This is a genomic window from Acidovorax sp. MR-S7 (assembly GCF_000400995.2).
In the GTDB taxonomy this organism is placed as follows: domain Bacteria; phylum Pseudomonadota; class Gammaproteobacteria; order Burkholderiales; family Burkholderiaceae_C; genus MR-S7.
Map to the genome: position 1 here is coordinate 319,858 of NZ_DF238897.1, position 17,656 is coordinate 337,513.

At 69.3% G+C, this 17,656-nt stretch carries 13 protein-coding genes; 9 read left to right on the forward strand and 4 right to left on the reverse strand.

Annotated elements, in window-relative coordinates; translation table 11 throughout:
- The first annotated feature begins 115 nt into the window (after positions 1 to 115).
- Genes AVS7_RS03830 through AVS7_RS25335 form a run of 3 tightly spaced genes read left to right on the forward strand, consistent with a single transcriptional unit; the run spans position 116 to position 1,907 of the window.
- Positions 116 to 691 carry a hypothetical protein gene (locus AVS7_RS03830; protein WP_020230388.1) on the forward strand — a complete coding sequence of 192 codons (576 nt, stop codon included), beginning with the start codon at positions 116 to 118 and terminating at the stop codon, positions 689 to 691.
- A gap of 18 nt (positions 692 to 709) precedes the next feature.
- Positions 710 to 1,774, forward strand: a complete 1,065-nt coding sequence (locus AVS7_RS03835; protein ID WP_020230389.1) for a fibronectin type III domain-containing protein — start codon at positions 710 to 712, stop codon at positions 1,772 to 1,774.
- Between the two features lie 4 nt (positions 1,775 to 1,778).
- Positions 1,779 to 1,907, forward strand: coding sequence for a hypothetical protein (locus tag AVS7_RS25335; RefSeq protein ID WP_020230390.1), 129 nt, complete (start codon positions 1,779 to 1,781; stop codon positions 1,905 to 1,907).
- A gap of 103 nt (positions 1,908 to 2,010) precedes the next feature.
- Here AVS7_RS25335 and rpoD read toward each other — a convergent pair whose 3' ends face one another.
- Complete coding sequence (gene rpoD, locus AVS7_RS03840) at positions 2,011 to 4,413, reverse strand: RNA polymerase sigma factor RpoD (RefSeq protein WP_024000903.1); 2,403 nt, start codon at positions 4,411 to 4,413, stop codon at positions 2,011 to 2,013.
- Positions 4,414 to 4,671: 258 nt separating this feature from the next.
- Positions 4,672 to 6,603 (reverse strand): DNA primase, encoded by a 1,932-nt coding sequence (dnaG, locus tag AVS7_RS03845; protein WP_020230393.1) that lies wholly within the window; start codon positions 6,601 to 6,603, stop codon positions 4,672 to 4,674.
- A gap of 69 nt (positions 6,604 to 6,672) precedes the next feature.
- Between dnaG and AVS7_RS03850 the strand changes: the two genes are divergently transcribed.
- The 3 genes from AVS7_RS03850 to AVS7_RS03860 all read left to right on the forward strand — a co-directional run bounded on the left by AVS7_RS03850 (position 6,673) and on the right by AVS7_RS03860 (position 10,083).
- Positions 6,673 to 8,319 (forward strand): acyl-CoA synthetase, encoded by a 1,647-nt coding sequence (locus tag AVS7_RS03850; protein ID WP_020230394.1) that lies wholly within the window; start codon positions 6,673 to 6,675, stop codon positions 8,317 to 8,319.
- Between the two features lie 82 nt (positions 8,320 to 8,401).
- The gene (locus AVS7_RS03855; RefSeq protein WP_020230395.1) at positions 8,402 to 8,872 is read left to right on the forward strand and encodes a MarR family winged helix-turn-helix transcriptional regulator; all 471 of its coding nucleotides are present in this window, start codon (positions 8,402 to 8,404) and stop codon (positions 8,870 to 8,872) included.
- Positions 8,869 to 10,083, forward strand: coding sequence for a multidrug effflux MFS transporter (locus tag AVS7_RS03860; protein WP_024000904.1), 1,215 nt, complete (start codon positions 8,869 to 8,871; stop codon positions 10,081 to 10,083). Before AVS7_RS03855 ends, AVS7_RS03860 begins: the two co-directional genes overlap by 4 nt.
- A gap of 58 nt (positions 10,084 to 10,141) precedes the next feature.
- Here the strand turns inward: AVS7_RS03860 and AVS7_RS03865 are convergent, their stop codons facing one another.
- Positions 10,142 to 11,638, reverse strand: coding sequence for a phospholipase D family protein (locus tag AVS7_RS03865; protein ID WP_020230397.1), 1,497 nt, complete (start codon positions 11,636 to 11,638; stop codon positions 10,142 to 10,144).
- 191 nt (positions 11,639 to 11,829) lie between these two features.
- Here AVS7_RS03865 and AVS7_RS03870 point away from each other — a divergent pair, with 191 nt between their 5' ends.
- The 3 genes from AVS7_RS03870 to AVS7_RS03880 all read left to right on the forward strand — a co-directional run bounded on the left by AVS7_RS03870 (position 11,830) and on the right by AVS7_RS03880 (position 15,636).
- Positions 11,830 to 12,945: a TRAP transporter substrate-binding protein gene (locus AVS7_RS03870; RefSeq protein WP_024000905.1), complete on the forward strand. Its 1,116-nt coding sequence runs from the start codon at positions 11,830 to 11,832 to the stop codon at positions 12,943 to 12,945.
- Positions 12,946 to 13,060: 115 nt separating this feature from the next.
- Complete coding sequence (locus tag AVS7_RS03875) at positions 13,061 to 13,678, forward strand: TRAP transporter small permease subunit (protein ID WP_020230399.1); 618 nt, start codon at positions 13,061 to 13,063, stop codon at positions 13,676 to 13,678.
- On the forward strand, positions 13,675 to 15,636 hold the full coding sequence (locus AVS7_RS03880; RefSeq protein ID WP_024000906.1) for a TRAP transporter large permease subunit: 1,962 nt from the start codon (positions 13,675 to 13,677) through the stop codon (positions 15,634 to 15,636). The genes AVS7_RS03875 and AVS7_RS03880 overlap by 4 nt, the downstream gene beginning before the upstream one ends.
- 60 nt (positions 15,637 to 15,696) lie before the next feature.
- Here the strand turns inward: AVS7_RS03880 and AVS7_RS03885 are convergent, their stop codons facing one another.
- Positions 15,697 to 17,544 (reverse strand): gamma-glutamyltransferase family protein, encoded by a 1,848-nt coding sequence (locus tag AVS7_RS03885; RefSeq protein WP_020230401.1) that lies wholly within the window; start codon positions 17,542 to 17,544, stop codon positions 15,697 to 15,699.
- Between the last annotated feature and the right edge of the window lie 112 nt (positions 17,545 to 17,656).

Sequence of the window (17,656 nt, forward strand, 5' to 3'; positions counted from 1 at the left end):
AAGAATCGACCGGTGCGCGCGGCACCCTTGCGCAGCGCCCGCCATGACTCCTGATTCGATAGCTGCTCGCGCTTTTCTGGCAAGCGCTACAGGCTGTTTTTAACCAAAACCACGAATGCACCATACCCGTTTCCTGATCGGCCTGCTGCTGGCCGCAGGCGCCGCCAGCGCCCAGTCCGCCATCTGCCGCGCCGCGCCCGCGGGCGATGCCGCCGCCAACGGCAGCGACTGGAGCCGCGCCACCACGCTGACCGCCGCGTTGGCCAACCCCGCCTGCACCGAAATCTGGCTGCAACAGGGCCTGTACCGCGCGCCCGACTACGACGGCTTCGCCATCAACCGCCCGCTGCATCTGTACGGCGGCTTTCGCGGCCACGAAACGCTGCGCACCCAGCGCGGGGTGGACAGCCAGTCGACCGTGCTCTCGGGCGACGTGGCAGGCGACGACGCCGCCGACGCCCACGGCATCGTGCGCAGCGTGGCGGACATCGTGAACGACCCCCTGCTCAAGAACGCCGCCCACGTCGTCGCCATCGGCGGCACGGGCTGGCCTGGCAACGGCGTCTACACCCCGGCCGATACCGTGATCGACGGGCTGACCATCACCGCCGGCTACGCCAACTTCAGCTCGGGCTTCGAGCGCGAGGGCGGCGGCCTGCTGTGCAACGCCGTCGGCGCGGGAACGGAGTGAAGCCCGCGCATCGCCAACGTGAGCTTCATCGGCAACTACGCGGGCAGCCGGGGCGGCGCGCTGGCGGTGGCGGCCAATGGCGGCGGCATCGGCAGTCCCGAGATCACGCACAGCCTGTTCACCGCCAACCAGACGGGCGGTGCTGGCAGCGCCCTTGCGTTCAGGGCCGACCAGGACATGGGCGTCAGCGGCCAGTTCCACCCGCGCATCGCCCACAGCACCTTCGACGGCAACACGGCCCCGGGGGGCGGAGCCGTGTTCGCCGAGGCGATCCCGAGCCAGGCGAACGGCTCGGTCGAGGTGGCCTACAGCACGCTGGTGGGCAACACCTCGAACCCAGCCTTCGGCAGCATCTTCCACGGCACTGTGACGGCCACGTTCAGCCACTCCATCCTGTGGGGCGATGGCGTCACCGACCGGCTGATCTGGGCCGGGGGCGGCCCCCTTGGCCCGCTGGCAGGCAACGTGGTGCAGGGCGGCTGCACGATGGTTTCGGGGGCTTGCGATGCCGCCACCATCGAAACCGCCGACCCGCAGCCCGGCCCCCTGCAGGACAACCGCGGCCCCACCTGGACGCGCGTGCCCACGGGCGCCAGCGCCCTGCGCAAGTTCACCTGCGGCCCCGGCCTGACCGACCAGCGCGGCGCTGCGCGCCCCACGGGCGGCGACGCCTGCGACACCGGCGCCGTGCAGACGATGGACGCCGCGCCCGCCGTGCCCCCGCGCGTCAGCACCACCGGCAACGAGGTGGGGCAGATCACCGTGGGCTGGGACGCACCGCCCGGCGCGGTGGACTACGAAGTGGTGGACGTGACCGGCGGCGCCCCCGTGCCCGTGTGCCGCACGGCTGGCCGCGAATGCGTGCTGCCCGGCCTGGGCGCGGGCGAGACCCGCCACCTGGAAGTGCGGGTGTTCAACGAGCACGGCGCCTCGGCCCCGGTCGCCGTGAGCGGCACCAGCGCTTCGGCTAGCGGCCCCGCCCAGCCCGCGGCCGTGCCCACCTTGTCGCCCTGGGCGCTGGCCTTGCTGGTCTTGGGTGTTTTTGCTCTCCAGCGCTTTTCCAATAAGCGCAAGCAGCTATGAGGAAATGAGCAAACCCCTCGCCCTGCGCACCCTGGCTCCGCTGGCGGCCTGCCTGCCGCTGCTCACCGCCCGCCCCTTCGCCGGGGCCGAGCAGGCTGCCGTGATCCGCTCCAGCACTTGCGCTATTGAATAGATAGCTGCTTGCGCTTGTCCAGAAAGCGCTAGAGCCTGTTTTGGCTTGAAATAAAAAAAGCCCCGGCCATGAAGCCGGGGCTTTTTTCTGGCGGCTGCCGGATTTACAGCGAATCGATGAAGCTGCGCAGCTTGTCCGAGCGGCTCGGGTGCTTGAGCTTGCGCAGCGCCTTGGCCTCGATCTGGCGGATGCGCTCGCGCGTCACGTCGAACTGCTTGCCCACTTCCTCCAGCGTGTGGTCGGTGGACATCTCGATGCCGAAGCGCATGCGAAGCACCTTGGCTTCGCGCGGGGTGAGGCCGTCGAGGATGTCCTTGACCACGTCGCGCAGGCCGGCCTGCATGGCGGCGTCGACCGGGGCGGTGTTGTTCTGGTCCTCGATGAAGTCGCCCAGGTGGCTGTCGTCGTCGTCCCCGATGGGCGTTTCCATCGAGATCGGCTCCTTGGCGATCTTCATGATCTTGCGAATCTTGTCCTCGGGGATCTCCATCTTCGCGGCCAGGATGGACGCATCGGGCTCGAAGCCGAACTCCTGCAGGTGCTGGCGGCTGATGCGGTTCATCTTGTTGATGGTCTCGATCATGTGCACCGGGATGCGGATGGTTCGTGCTTGATCCGCGATGGATCGTGTGATCGCCTGGCGGATCCACCACGTGGCGTAGGTCGAGAACTTGTAGCCGCGGCGGTATTCGAACTTGTCCACCGCCTTCATCAGGCCGATGTTGCCTTCCTGGATCAGGTCGAGGAACTGCAGGCCGCGGTTGGTGTATTTCTTGGCAATCGAGATCACCAGGCGCAGGTTGGCCTCGATCATCTCCTTCTTGGCGTCGCGCGAGTTGGCTTCGCCCTGGTTCATGCGCTTGTTGATTTCCTTGAGCTCGGTGAGCGGCACCACCACGCGCGCCTGCAGGTCCATGAGCTTTTGCTGCAGTTCCTGGATGGGCGGCACGTTGCGCTGCATCACGGTGCTCCACGGCTTGCCCGCGGCGGCCTGCTTTTCCACCCACTGCAGGTTCAGCAGGTTGGGCGGGAAGTCCTTGATGAACATTTCCTGCGGCATGCCGCACTTGTCCACGATGATGCGGCGCAGCTCGCGCTCCTTCTTGCGCACGTCGTCCACCTGGGCGCGCACCATGTCGCACAGCTTCTCGATGGTCTTGGCGGTGAAGCGGATGGTCATCAGCTCGGCCGAGATCTCGTGCTGCACCTTCATGTACGCAGGGCCGCCGTAGCCGTCCTTGTCGTAGATCTTGTGCATCTTCTCGAACAGCCCGCGCAGCGTGTCGAAGCGGCGCAGGGCCTCGTTCTTGAGTTCCTCGAGCTTCTTGGTCAGGGCCTTGGAGCCGCCCTTGCCGTCGTCGTCGTCTTCCTCGTCGAACTCGTCGAAGTCTTCCTCGGCCACGTAGTCGTCGGCCTCGTTGGGGTTGGAGAAGCCGTCGACCACGGTGGAGATCACCACCTTGCCCTCGCGGATTTCCTCGCCCATCGCCAGGATCTCGGCAATGGTGGCGGGAGAGGCGCTGATCGCCTCCATCATGTCCATCAGGCCGCCTTCGATGCGCTTGGCGATCTCGATCTCGCCCTCGCGCGTGAGCAGCTCCACCGTGCCCATCTCGCGCATGTACATGCGCACGGGGTCAGTGGTGCGGCCGAATTCGCTGTCCACGGTGGACAGGGCCGCCTCGGCCTCTTCCTCGGCCTCTTCCACGGTGGTGGCCGTGGGCGTCACGTTGTTCTGGAACAAGGTCTCGGCGTCGGGCGTCTGCTCGTAGACGGCCACGCCCATGTCGCCCAGCATGGCGACCACGACTTCCATGGTCTCGTTGTCGACCAGCTTGTCGGGCAGGTGGTCGGAGATCTCGACCTGCGTGAGGTAGCCGCGCGTCTTGCCCAAGGTGATGAGCTTCTTGAGCTGCGAGCGGCGCTTGGCCATGTCCTCTTCGGACAGGACGGTCTCGTCCAGGCCGAATTCCTTCATCAAGGCGCGCTCCTTCGCCTTGCTGATCTTCATGCGCAGGGGCTTGACCTTCTCGGCCGTGGGGACGACCTCGGCGACTTCGGGCTCGCCTTCCAGTTCGGATTCGATGTCGGACAGGTCGGCGTCGTCCTCGGCGCCTTCTTCCTTGGCCTTGGGCTTGCGGCCGCGCTTGGCCGGGGTCTTGGCGGCAGCGGCTGCCTTCGGCGCGGCGGCGGCCTTGGCGGGGCGGCCGGGCTTCTTCTTGGGCTCTTCGGCGTCCGTTTCCGCATCGGCGGCCTTGGCGGCGCGCGCGGGCTTCTTCTTCAGCAATTCGTCAGCGGCTTTCTTCAGCTCGGCGGTACTTTTCGTGGAGGGCACGGTCTTGGCTTTCGTCACGGCCTTGGCCGGCGCGGCAGCAGTCTTCGCGGAGGAGGCTGTCGCGCTGGCCTTGGCGGCGGGTTTCTTCACGGTGGATGCGGCTTTGGGGGCAGCCTTCGCGGTGGAGCCAGAGGCGGACTTGGGCGACTTCGCGGACTTTTGAGCGGGCATGGACAACCTCAGGGTCAAAAACGGACACACAAAGAAAACACAAGCGCCACGGTTCCCGGCGCGGGCAGGCACGGCGCAGGCGGGCGGGCCTGCACGGTCGAGGGGTAACCCTCAGGGGCAAGATGTCTGGGCGAACATTTGGTGTGCAGTCCTTGCGGGGAGGAGGGCGGTGGTGCGCGTTTGTCACGGTTGCCCGGGGCCGGAGGTGCTGCTGTCGCTCTTGCCGACAAACCTTAAATTATACCGATCCAGGAAAAGTCAAGAGGCCTGGCGCCCGTTTTCCTCCAGCGCGCGGCGGCGCACCTGCAGCGCGCGGTAGCGCTCCAGGGCGGCCGGGTCCTGGGAGGCGGCGGTGATCAGCGCGCTTTGCTGGCGCTTGATGGCGTCGATGAGCATGCGGTCGAGCAGGCCGCGCAGCTCGGCGCGCAGCTCGGCCTCGTCGCCCTCGGTCTGGGCGTGCGAGCCGGTCATGACGCGCTCGGCCAGCGGCTCGCACGGGTGCCCGCGCAGGGATTCGCGCAGCACGGCCCAGGCCAGGGCGCCGTGGTCGTGGAACTGGCCCTCCAGCCAGGCGAACAGCGGGCCATGGGGCTCGGGCAGCTCGCAGAGCACGGCGTGGTCCTCGTGCGTCAGGTGCTCGATGAACGCCATGTGCGACAGCAGCAGCCGTGCCGCGTGGTCGTCGCGGCTGGCGGCCGGGGTGCGCGGCAGCGGCGGCTGGGCGGGCCGCTCGTCGCGGCGCCAGCGGCCCTTGCCGTCGCCGCCCTTGCGCCAGGGCCGCTGGCCCGGGGGGCTCTCGCCGGGCCAGTCCTGCGGCGGCGGGGGCTCGTGGCCCCAGGGCGGCTCGTCCGCGTGGGCCGGTGCGCCCGCGGCCGTGCCGGGGCGGGCGGGTTCCTGCGTCCACAGCTCGGCCAGCTCCTTGGGCGGCAGCTGCCCCAGTTCGCCCAGTTCGGCGAGCAGCTGGCGCTTGAGGGCGCCGTCGGGCATCAGGCTCCAGAGCGGGCGGGCGTTGGCCAGCATGTGGGCGCGGCCCTCGGCGGTGCCCAGATCACAGCCTTCGCGCGCGGTGTCGAGCAGGAAGCGCGACAGCGGCAGCGCGTCGCCCACGTGGCGCGCGAAGGCGTCGGCGCCGTGGGCGCGGATGAAGCTGTCGGGGTCGTGCTCGGCGGGGAGGAAAAGGAATTTCACGCTGCGCGTGTCGCTGGCGTAGGGCAGGGCGCCGTCGAGCGCCTTGCGCGCCGCGCGCCGGCCGGCCGCGTCGCCGTCGAAGCTGAACACCACGGTGTCGGTGAAGCGGAACAGCTTGTGCACGTGGTCGGCCGTGCAGGCCGTGCCCAGCGTGGCCACGGCGTTGGGAAAGCCGAGCTGGGCCAGGGCCACCACGTCCATGTAGCCCTCGGTGACCAGGGCGTAGCCGTGCTCGCGGATGGCGGTGCGCGCCTCGTAGAGGCCGTAGAGCTCGCGCCCCTTGTGGAATACGGGCGTCTCGGGCGAGTTGAGGTACTTGGGCTTGTCGTCGCCCAGCACCCGCCCGCCGAAGCCGATGCACTCGCCCTTGACGTTGCGGATCGGGAACATCACCCGGTCGCGGAAGCGGTCGTAGCGCTTGCCGTCGTCCTCGCCCACGATCACCAGGCCGCTTTCTTCCAGCAGCGGGCTGTCGTACTCGGGGAACACGCTGGCCAGGCCGCGCCATCCCTCGGGCGCGTAGCCCAGGCCATAGCGCTTGGCGATCTGGCCCGACACGCCCCGGCCCTTGAAGTACTGGATGGCGCGCGGCGACTCACGCAGGTGGCGGCGCCAGGATTCGCCCGCCTTTTCCAGCACGTCGGTCAGCGTGGCCTGCTTCTGGCGCTGGGCGGCGGCGCGCTCGCGGTCCTGGGGCGAGGTGTTCTCGTCCTCGGGCACCTGCATGCCCACGTGCTGGGCCAGGTCCTGCACCGCCTCGCGAAAGCCCATGCCCGCGTGGTCCATCAGAAAGCCGATGGCGTTGCCGTTCTTGCCGCAGCCGAAGCAGTGGAAGAACTGCTTGGACGGGCTGACGCTGAACGAGGGCGACTTCTCCCCGTGGAAGGGGCACAGCCCCATATAGTTGGCGCCGCTCTTCTTGAGCTGCACGTAGCGGCCCACGATATCGACCACATCGGCACGCGCGAGCAGCTCCTGGATGAACGACTGGGGAATAGACACCCCATGATTTTCTCCGATGCTCAGCCTGGCGTCAGGCGGGCTTGGTGTAATAGATGGAAGGAGATCACCATGACCAGCAAGTACGACCAGAACCTGCCCCAGACGCCCGCCAACCATGCCCCGCTGTCGCCGCTGTCCTTCATCGAGCGCACGGCCGAGGTCTACCCCGACCGCCTGGCCATCGTGCACGGCGCGCTGCGCCAGACCTGGGGCCAGACCTACGCGCGCTGCCGGCGCCTGGCCAGCAGCCTGCGCGCCGCGGGCATCGGCAAGAACGACACGGTGGTGGTGATGCTGCCCAACACCCCGCCCATGGTGGAGGCGCACTTCGGCGTGCCCATGGCGGGCGCGGTGCTCAACACGCTCAACACGCGGCTGGATCCGGAGACCATCGCCTTCATGCTCGACCACGGCGAGGCGCGGGCGGTGATCGTCGATCCCGAATTCGCCCCCGCGATGGCCAAGGCGCTGGCGCTGCGCCAGTCCACGCAGCCGCTGCTGGTCATCGACGTGGAGGACGCGGTCTACGGCGCCGCCGAGCAGCGCATCGGCACGCAGACCTACGAGGAATTCCTGGCCGCGGGCGACGCGCAGTTCGCCTGGGAGCTGCCGGCGGACGAGTGGGACGCCATCGCGCTCAACTACACCTCCGGCACCACCGGCAACCCCAAGGGCGTGGTCTACCACCACCGGGGCGCGGCCATCAATGCCATCAGCAACGTGCTGGAGTGGGACATGCCCAAGCATGCCGTCTACCTGTGGACGCTGCCCATGTTCCACTGCAACGGCTGGTGCTTCCCCTGGACGGTGGCTGCGCGCGCGGGCGTCAACGTGTGCCTGCGCCGCGTGGAGGCGCAAGCCATCTTCGACGCCATCCGCGACCACGGCGTGACGCACTACTGCGGCGCGCCCATCGTGCAGGGCCTGCTGGTGAACGCGCCCGAGGCGATGAAGGCCGGCATCCCCGCCGGCGTGAAGGCCATGGTGGCCGGCGCCGCGCCGCCCGCATCCATGATCGAGGGCATGGAGAAGATGGGGTTCGATCTCACGCACGTCTACGGCCTCACCGAGGTCTACGGCCCCGCCACCGTGTGCGCCAAGCACGGGGACTGGGACGGCCTGGACATCGGCGAGCGTGCCCGCCTCAACGCCCGTCAGGGCGTGCGCTACCACCTGCAGCGCGCCGCCGCCGTGCTCGACCCCGAGACCATGCAGCCCGTGCCGAACGACGGCGAGACCATGGGCGAGATCATGTTCAAGGGCAACATCGCCATGAAGGGCTACCTCAAGAACCCCAAGGCGACGCAGGAAGCCTTCGCGGGCGGCTGGTTCCACAGCGGCGACCTCGCGGTGCAGTACCCGGACGGCTACATCAAGATCAAGGACCGCAGCAAGGACATCATCATCTCGGGCGGCGAGAACATCTCGTCCATCGAGGTGGAGGACGTACTCTACCGCCACCCCGACGTGCTGGCCGCCGCCGTGGTCGCCAAGCCCGACCCCAAGTGGGGCGAGACGCCCTGCGCCTTCGTGGAGCTCAAGGCCGGCGCCAGCGCGACGCCCGAGGACATCGTCGCCCACTGCAAGCAGCACCTGGCCGGCTTCAAGGTGCCGCGCGCCGTGGTGTTCGGCGAGCTGCCCAAGACCAGCACCGGCAAGATCCAGAAGTTCGAGCTGCGCAAGCAGGCCGGCTCGGCGGCGGCGATCAACGTGTGACCTGCCCGGGAAGGGGGCAATGGGATTTTGCTGCATTGCATATAATTGACATGTCATTTATTGCATTGCAAATACATTCTTCGTGCCTTCTTCCACCGCTCCGCGTGCCGCCCAGGTGCGGCACGACTTCATGTTCACCCTGGGCCAGCTCAACCGCCAATGGCGCAAGCTGGTCGACCGCCGCCTGCGCCCGCACGGCTTGACCGAAGCCACCTGGCTGCCCCTGATGCGCCTGGCGCGCGTGGCCGAGCCCATGCGCCAGAAAGACCTGGCGGCCGCCCTGGGGCTGGATGGCTCCTCCGTCGTACGCCTGCTCGACGGCCTGGAGGCCGGCGGCCTCATCACGCGCGCCGGGCATGCCGACCGGCGTGCCAAGGCCATCGAACTCACGCCCCAGGGGCATGCCGTCGTGCAGGAGCTGCACGACTTGCTGCACGACAGCCGCGCGGCGCTGTTCGACAGCGTGCCGCAGGCCGAGCTGGATGCCGCCTTCTCGGTGCTGGAGCGGCTGGCGCAGCGGCTGGCCGTGCTCGATGCGGAGGACGGCGCATGAGCCCCGCTCCATTGCCCCGGCGCAGCACCCCGCTGTGGCTGCTGGCGCTGATCACCCTGAGCGGCACGCTGGCCATGCACATGTTCGTCCCCGCGCTGCCGGATGCGGCGCGCTCGCTCGGCGTGGGCAGCGCGGCGGTGCAGGCGACCATCGGCGTCTACATCCTGGGGCTGGCGGTGGGCCAGCTCGTCTATGGCCCGCTGTCGGATGCGCTGGGGCGCCGCCCGCTGCTGCTGGCGGGCCTCAGCCTGTATGCGCTCGGCGGCGTGGCGGCCATGCTGGCGCCCACCGTGCACACGCTGGTGGCCGCGCGGGCGGTGCAGGCGCTGGGCGGCTGCGCCGGCCTGGCGCTGGGGCGGGCCATGGTGCGCGACACCACGGAGCCCGGCGACGCGGTGCGCGCGCTGGCGCTGCTCAACATGATGATGATGGTGGGCCCCGGCATGGCGCCGCTGATCGGCTCGGGCCTGGTGGCGCTGGGAGGCTGGCGCGCGGTGTTCGCGGCGCTGGCCCTGCTGGGCGTGGCCACGCTGCTGCTCACCTGGCGCAGGGTGCCCGAGACCGGCACGCCCACCGGCCGCGTGAGCGCGCGCGGCCTGGCGCGGGACTACGCGGCGCTGCTGCGCTCGCCCGCCTTCATGGCCTTCGCCGTGGGCGGCGGCTGCGCCACCACGGCGGTGTACGCGTTCATCTCCGCCGCGCCGTTCATCATCATCGAGCAGCTGCACGCGTCGGTGCACACCGTGGGCATCGCGCTGGGCGTGGTGATGGTCGGCCTGGCCATGGGCAACGTGCTCACCCGCTGGCTGGCGCCGAGGGTGCGGCTGGAACGGCTGCTGCTGGGCGGCAATGCGCTGAGCCTGGCCAGCGCGCTCGCCTTCCTGGCGCTGGAACTGGCGGGCCACCTCACGCTGGAGGCCACCGTGGGGCTGATGGTGGTGTTCGTGCTGGGCGCGGGCCTCGCCAGCCCGGCCGCGATGTCCAAGGTGCTCATGGTGGACGCGCACCACGTGGGCGCGGCCGCCGGGCTGTATGGCTTCACGCAGATGGCGCTGGGCGCGCTGTTCACCATGCTGGTGGGCTGGGGCTCCAACCCGGCCGTGTCGGCGGCCTGCGTGCTGTTCGGCGCGGCGCTGGCGGCCCAGTGCTGCCTGCGGTTCGGCGTGCGGCATGAACGCCGCGCGCGCCGCGTGGCGGCGGCAGGGCGCTAGCGGTATCTTTTTAATAGCTGCCAGCGCTTGATGGGCGGGCGCTAGAGCCTATTTTTGCTTACAGCAACCATTCGATGGGCAGCCACATCAGCAGCCGCACGAAGGCCCGGCTCCACCAGGTGGTGTGGGGCTCGGCGGCATATACCGGCGGCGGCTCGCCCAGGCCGCAGTGCCAGCGCAGCGCGCCGTCCTGCAGCGCCACGCGGTAGGACTGCTGCGGCACCTCGGTGTCGAAGGCCTGGGCCACCTGCTGCGCGAGCACCGGGCTGTCGATGAGAAAGCCCAGCTCGGTGTTGAGGTGGGCCGAGCGCGGGTCGAAGTTGAACGAGCCGACGAACACGCGCGTGCCGTCCACCGCGAAGGTCTTGGCGTGCAGGCTGGAGCCCGAGCTGCCCAGGCGCCGGCCCAGCCGGCCCGCGCGGCCTGTGTGCCCCGGCACCAGGCGGCGCATCTCGTAGAGCGTGACGCCGCTGGCCAGCAGGGCCCTGCGGTACCTGGCGTAGCCTGCATGCACGGCGGGCACGTCGGTGGCCTCGAAGGCATTGGTGAGCACGCGCACGCGCACGCCGCTTTCCTGCAGGGTGGCGAAGGCGGCAGCACCGCCCGCCGTGGGCACGAAGTAGGGCGACACCAGGTCCACGCTGCGCTGCGGCGCGCCCAGCGCCGCTTCGAGCTGCGGCAGCAGCAGCCGCTCGCGCGGCGCGGTGCCCAGGCCCTTTGCGGGGTCGTCGCTGAACATGCGCACCGGGGCCCATTCCAGCGGCAGGCTGCCTTGCAGCAGGCGCTGCACGAAGTCGCTGCGCGCGATGGCCTGGGCGTAGCCGCACGCGCCGTCCGAAGCCATCAGCGCCTGCGCGCGCTGCGCCAGCGCCGCCATGGCGGCGGGCTCCACCGGCGCCAGGATGCCGCGCGCCGGGCGCACGCAGGCGCTGGCCCAGTAGCGCTCGAAGTCGGCGGACAGGTCCTGCACCACGGGCCCGACGGCCAGCACGTCCAGATCGGTGAACAGCACGCCGGCCGTGGCGCCGAAATACTCGTCGCCCACGTTGCGCCCGCCCACGATGGCGGCCTGCCCGTCGGCCGTGAACGACTTGTTGTGCATGCGCCGGTTGGCGCGCAGGGGGTTCGCCAGGTAGCCCAGGGGCTTGGGCCGGCGCAGCGCGAAGGGGTTGAACAGGCGCACCTCGATGCGCGGGTGGCTGTCCAGCGCGGCCAGCGTGGCGTCCAGGCCCGCGGTGCCCACGTCGTCCAGCAGCAGGCGCACGCGCACGCCGCGCCCGGCGGCGGCCAGCAATTCGCCCAGCAGCAGCGTGCCGGTGGTGTCGCCGCGCCAGATGTAGTACTGCACGTCCAGCGTGCGCTCGGCCGCGCGCGCCAGCAGCGCGCGGGCGGCGAAGGCGTCGTGCGGATGGTCCAGCGGGTGGATGCCGCTGCGCCCCGGGTGGGCCGCCGCGCCGGGCGCCAGCGCGCGCCCCAGGCGGGTGGAGCCCGTGTCCGCAGTCGCATGCGCAGGGGGTGCGGGAGGCGCGGCTTCGCCTGCGTGGCATGGGGTCATGGCAGTTCTGGTGTGCTATTGAATGAATAGCTGCTTGCGTAGGTGATGCAAGCGCTGCAGGCCATTTTGGCTTGAAGCGCAGCGGCCCTCGAAGGCAAAGGCCTCGCGTAAACCCTCTTTTGCATGCATTTGTTACGCGCCAATGATGCACGCCTGGATTGTCCAGGCATCCCAACCAAGGAGAGAAGTAGATGACAGAGCAGACCCAGACGACAGGCCGCCGTAACCTACTCAAGGGAGCAGCGGTTGCCGCCGGTGCGATGTCCGTGCCGATGATCAGCACGGCCCAGACCACGGTGTTCCGCTTCCAGAGCACCTGGCCGGCCAAGGACATCTTCCACGAATTCGCGCAGGATCTCGCCAAGAAGATCAACGATATGGCGGGCAACCGCCTGAAGGTCGAAGTGCTGCCCGCAGGCGCCGTGGTGCCCGCCTTCCAGCTGCTCGACGCGGTGGCCAAGGGCACGCTGGACGGCGGCCACGGCGTGGTGGCCTACTGGTACGGCAAGAACCAGGCGGTGGCGCTGTGGGGCTCGGGCCCGGCCTTCGGCATGGACGCCAACATGGTGCTGGCCTGGCACAACTACGGCGGCGGCAAGGAGCTGCTGGAAGAGATCTACAAGAGCCTGAACCTGGACGTGGTCTCCAAGCTCTACGGCCCCATGCCCACGCAGCCGCTGGGCTGGTTCAAGAAGCCGGTGGCCAAGGTCGAGGACCTGAAGGGCCTGAAGTTCCGCACCGTGGGCCTGGCGGTGGACGTGTTCACCGAGATGGGCCTGGCCGTGAACCCGCTGCCCGGCGGCGAGATCGTGCCCGCGCTGGACCGCGGCCTGCTGGATGCGGCCGAATTCAACAACGCCTCCAGCGACCGCGTGCTGGGCTTCCCCGACGTGGCCAAGAACTGCATGCTGCAGAGCTTCCACCAGTCCAGCGAGCAGTTCGAGGTGCTGTTCAACAAGACCAAGTACGACGCGCTGCCGGCCGAGCTCAAGTCCATCATCGACTACGCCACGCAGGCGGCCAGCGCCGACATGAGCTGGAAGGCCGCCGACCGCTACGCCACGGACTACGCCGAGATGCAGTCCAAGCAGGGCGTGAAGTTCTACAAGACGCCCGACGCCATCCTGCGCGCGCAGCTCGCGGCCTGGGACAAGGTGACCACCAAGAAGGCCGGCGAGAACCCGATGTTCAAGAAGGTGATGGACTCGATGCGCGCGTTCGCCCAGCGCAGCGGACGCTGGAAGAACGACACCGACATCGACTTCAAGATGGCCTGGAACCACTACTTCGCGCAAAAGCGCGGCTAAGGAGCCATCCCCGGAAGAGGGCCTTGCGAGAGGCCCTCTTTCGCATGCGCCGCAAGGCGGGGGCCGGGCTCCCGCTGTTTCTTCCCACCCCTTCGGGCCCCCCTAGTCCATTGCCATGCAAAAGCTGCTGCTTGGAGTCGACGCCGTGTCGACCTTCATTGGAAAGACCGCCGCCTGGGCCGCTGTCGTCCTGACGGCCTTGATCTGCTGGGAGGTCTTCTCCCGCTATGCGCTGAACAACCCCCATGCCTGGGTGCTGGACGCGCAGATCATGCTCTACGGCACCATGTTCATGATGGCCGGCGCCTACACGCTGTCCAAGAACGGCCATGTGCGCGGCGACGTGCTCTACGGCTTCTTCAGCCCGCGCGTGCAGGCCGGGCTGGACCTGGCGCTCTACATCGTCTTCTTCCTGCCGGGTGTGCTGGCGATGACCTGGGCCGGCTGGACCTATGCGAACGAGTCGCTCGCCATCCGCGAGCAGACCTTCTCGGCCACGCCGATACCCCTGTACCCCTTCAAGTTCGTGATCCCCGCGGCCGGCGCCACGCTGCTGCTGCAGGGGCTGGCCGAGATCGCGCGCTGCGTGATCTGCCTGCGCCAGGGCAAATGGCCCCGGCGTGCCGATGACGTGGAAGAGGTGGACGTCGAGAAACTCAAGGAGATGGTGCACGTGACGGACAGCGACCTGCAGGTTCCCGTGGCGCACGGTGCGGGAGGTGCCAAGCCATGAAGATGCGCAAGGAACTGTGGTTCGGCTTTTCCATCATGGCGATGGTCGTGGCCAGCGTGATCTGGCTGCTGCTCTCGGTGGACACCATCACGCACGGCCACCTCGGCCTGCTGATGCTGTCGCTCGTGGTGGTGGCCATCATGCTGGGCTTTCCCACGGCGTTCACGCTGATGGGCATGGGCATGATCTTCACGTGGCTGGCCTACGACCGGGACACCACGCGCACGCTCGACCTGATGGTGCAGGCGGCCTACAAGAGCATGGCCAACGACGTGCTCATCGCCATTCCGCTCTTCGTCTTCATGGGCTACCTCGTGGAGCGCGCCAACCTCATCGAGAAGCTCTTCAAGAGCATGCACCTGGCGATGGCGCGCATCCCCGGCTCGCTGGCGGTGGCCACGCTGGCCACCTGCACCATCTTCGCCACGGCCACCGGCATCGTGGGCGCGGTGGTCACGCTCATGGGGCTGCTGGCCCTGCCGGCCATGCTGCGCGCGGGCTACAGCACGCCCATGGCGGCGGGCGCCATCACCGCCGGCGGCTGCCTGGGCATCCTGCTGCCGCCCTCGGTGCTGCTGATCCTCTACGGCGCCACGGCGGGCGTGTCGGTGGTGCAGCTCTATGCGGGCGCCTTCTTCCCCGGCCTGATGCTGGCGGGGCTGTACTTCGGCTACGTGATCCTCATGGCCAAGCTCAAGCCGGCCTGGGCGCCGCCGCTGTCGATGGCCGAGCGCCAGGTGGCCCTGCCGCCGCAGACGCTCGCGCTGCCGGCCCAGGGTGGGCAGTACGCGCCCTGGCGCCTGCTCGACGCGCTCAAGGGCAAGCGCAACGCCAGCGTGCCCCTCGCCTACGTGCTGCGCCAGCTCGTCCTCGTGGTGCTGCCGGGGCTGCTGTTCGTGCTGCTGGCCACCAGCACCTGGAACGCCGTGACCACGGTGCCGCCCGAGGAGCACTACGATATCCAGCCCATCGGCTTCTCCGACGGCGGCTCGTCCTCGTCCGGCACGGGCCTGCAGGAACCGCCCTCGGAGGGCGGCGGCCTGGAAGAACCGCCGCTGCAGGAGCTGGGCGGCCTGCAGGAGCCCCCCGGCGCGGAAGCCGCCCTGGCCGAGCCGCCCGGCACCGAGCCCGCAGGCGCGGTGGCGCCACTGCCCGCAGCGGCGGACGCGCAGCCCTCCGGCGCCGCACCGGCCGCCACGACGCAGCCCGCGCCCACGTGGTGGTGGATAGGCTTCGCGCTGCTGGGCACGGCGACGGCGGGCTTCTACCTGTTCCTGAGCTTCGCGCGGCTGGAAATCTTCAAGATGCTGCTGGGCTCGTTCTTCCCGCTGCTGGTGCTGATCCTGGCGGTGCTGGGCTCCATCGTCTTCGGCCTGGCCACGCCCACCGAGGCGGCGGCCATGGGCGCCTTCGGCGGCTTCATGCTCGCGGCCGCCTACAAGCGGCTGACCTTCAACGTGGTCAGCGAATCGGTCTACCTCACGGCCAAGACCTCGGCCATGGTGTGCTGGCTGTTCGTGGGCTCGGCCATCTTCTCGGCCGCGTTCGCGCTGCTGGGCGGGCAGGAGCTGATCGAGAAGTGGGTGCTGTCCATGAACCTGACCAAGGTGGAGTTCATGGTGCTGTCGCAGGTGGTGATCTTCCTGCTGGGCTGGCCGCTGGAGTGGACGGAGATCATCGTGATCTTCATGCCCATCTTCATCCCGTTGCTCAACCACTTCGGGGTGGACCCGCTGTTCTTCGGCCTGCTGGTGGCGCTGAACCTGCAGACGGCCTTCCTGTCGCCGCCGGTGGCCATGTCGGCCTTCTACCTGAAGGGCGTGGCGCCGCCGCACGTCACGCTGAACCAGATCTTCCTGGGGATGATCCCCTTCATGGGAATCCAGATCCTGGCCATCGTGCTGCTCTACCTGTGGCCCGGCATCGGCATGTGGCTGCCCGAGCTGCTCTACAAGTAGGCATCGAAAAGGCTGCCGGCGCTTGTCCATCAAGCGCCAGCAGCTCTTTTTTCAGGAGCATCAGTCGCCCATCACCACGCCTTCGCGGCGGGGGTCCGCGCCGCCCAGCCACATGGGCTTGCCGTGCACGTCGGCACGCGTGATGGCCTGCAGGCCGCTGGGCATCTCCATCTCGCGCACCCCGGTGCCGCGCGCACGCAGGCTCTCGATGGTGGTGGAGGTGAAGCGCTTGTCCTCCAGCAGCGTGGGGCCGCCCACGGTGCCGAAGTTGGGCAGGTTGATCGCCTGCTGTGGTGTCAGTCCCCAGTGGAAGACGCCGTACAGCGTCTTGGCCGTGTAGTGGATGATGAGCGCCCCGCCCGGGCTGCCGCCGCTCATGAGCAGCTGGCCCGTGGCCTTGTCGAACACCAGCGTGGGCGACATCGAAGAGCGCGGCCGCTTGCCGGGCTCCACGCGGTTGGCGATGGGGCGGCCGCTGGCGTCGCGCGGCGCGAAGCTGAAATCGGTGAGCTGGTTGTTCAGCAGGAAGCCCTTGACCATCTGGCGCGCGCCGAACTGGTCCTCGATGGTGGTGGTCATCGCCACCGCGTTGCCCCGCCCGTCCACCACGCTGATGTGGCTGGTGCCGTACTCCGGCTGCTGCGGCATGGGCGCATAGGCGGTGCGCGCGCCGCCGGGCGTACCTGGCTGGGCCGCGGGCATGCCCCGGGGACCGATGAGCTTGGCGCGCTCGGCCAGGTAGGCCGGCTCCAGCAGGCTCATCCAACTGCCGCCGGGGGGGCCGACGAAGTCGGGGTCGGCCACATACTGCGCGCGGTCGGCGAAGGCCAGGCGCGAGGCCTCGCCGTAGAGGTACAGCCAGTCGGCCGTGGGCAGCGGGCCCAGCGGGTCCTCGGGCCCCTGCGGGCCGTCCTGCAGCGCCATGGCTGTGGCATCGGTGTTGCGCAGGATGCCGAGGATCTGCGCGATGGCGATCGCCCCCGAGCCGGGCGGCGGGAAGCCGCACAGGCGCAGGCCCTGCGCGCCGATCTGGTAGTCCGTGCACAGCGCCTCGCGCTGGCGCGGCTGGTAGCGCGCCAGGTCGTCCAGCGAGAGCACCCCCGGGTTGGTGGGGTGGGCGCTCACCTTGTCTACGATGGCCTGTGCCACGTCGCCCTCCAGCAGGGCCTTGGAGCCGTTGCGCGCGATGGCGCGCAGCACGCCGGCCAGTTCGGGGTTCTTCAGCGTGTGGCCCACGGGCCAGGGCGCACCCGCGGCGTCGTAGAAATAGGCGCGCGCCGCCGGGTCGCCGGCCAGGTGCTTTTCGTTGGACAGCAGCGCATGCAGCCGGGCGCTGACCTTGAAGCCGTGTTCAGCCAGATGGATGGCCGGCTCGAACAGCGTGGCCCAGGCCAGCTTGCCATGCGCCTTGTGCGCCTGCTCCAGCATGCGCACGGCACCGGGCACGCCCACGGCGCGGCCGCCCACCACCGCGTCGCGGAACGGCATAGGCTGGCCCGCGGTGTCGAGGAAGAGGCGTTCCGTGGCGGCAGCGGGAGCGGTCTCGCGCCCATCGTAGGCTTGTACCTTGGGGCCCGCCGCGTGCAGCAGGAAGGCGCCTCCGCCGATGCCGCTGGACTGCGGCTCCGCCAGCGCCAGCACCATCTGCACGGCGATGGCTGCATCCAGTGCCGAGCCGCCGGCGCGCAGCACCTGGTAGCCCGCATCGGTGGCCAGCGGGTTGGCTGCAGCCACGGCGAAGCGCTCGCTGGCCCAGCCGGGCTTCTCGCTGTAGCCCGATGCGCCCTCCGGCTGGTCGGGCACGCGGTAGTCCAGGCGCTGCGGGCTGGAGCAGGCCGCGAGCAGCAGTGCCGACAGGCCGGCGGCAAGGGTGGTGGCAAGGCGTGCGTGGCGGGGGCTGCGCGGCATGGTCGTCTCCTTCCGGGGGCTGCGAGGACCTTAGGCGCAAACCGAACTCGGCCGTGTCGGACTTCGTCCCGTATGCGCAGCGGGGTTGCCCTGCTGGCGGACGACACGAAAA

Bases quoted from the DNA above. Each gene is read 5' to 3' on its own strand.
- AVS7_RS03875 (WP_020230399.1), top strand. From the start codon at position 13,061: ATGCAAAAGCTGCTGCTTGGAGTCGACGCCGTGTCGACCTTCATTGGA.
- AVS7_RS25335 (WP_020230390.1), top strand. From the start codon at position 1,779: ATGAGCAAACCCCTCGCCCTGCGCACCCTGGCTCCGCTGGCGGCCTGC.
- AVS7_RS03870 (WP_024000905.1), top strand. From the start codon at position 11,830: ATGACAGAGCAGACCCAGACGACAGGCCGCCGTAACCTACTCAAGGGA.
- AVS7_RS03885 (WP_020230401.1), bottom strand. From the start codon at position 17,544: ATGCCGCGCAGCCCCCGCCACGCACGCCTTGCCACCACCCTTGCCGCC.
- AVS7_RS03880 (WP_024000906.1), top strand. From the start codon at position 13,675: ATGAAGATGCGCAAGGAACTGTGGTTCGGCTTTTCCATCATGGCGATG.
- AVS7_RS03850 (WP_020230394.1), top strand. From the start codon at position 6,673: ATGACCAGCAAGTACGACCAGAACCTGCCCCAGACGCCCGCCAACCAT.
- AVS7_RS03865 (WP_020230397.1), bottom strand. From the start codon at position 11,638: ATGACCCCATGCCACGCAGGCGAAGCCGCGCCTCCCGCACCCCCTGCG.
- AVS7_RS03860 (WP_024000904.1), top strand. From the start codon at position 8,869: ATGAGCCCCGCTCCATTGCCCCGGCGCAGCACCCCGCTGTGGCTGCTG.
- AVS7_RS03830 (WP_020230388.1), top strand. From the start codon at position 116: ATGCACCATACCCGTTTCCTGATCGGCCTGCTGCTGGCCGCAGGCGCC.
- rpoD (WP_024000903.1), bottom strand. From the start codon at position 4,413: ATGCCCGCTCAAAAGTCCGCGAAGTCGCCCAAGTCCGCCTCTGGCTCC.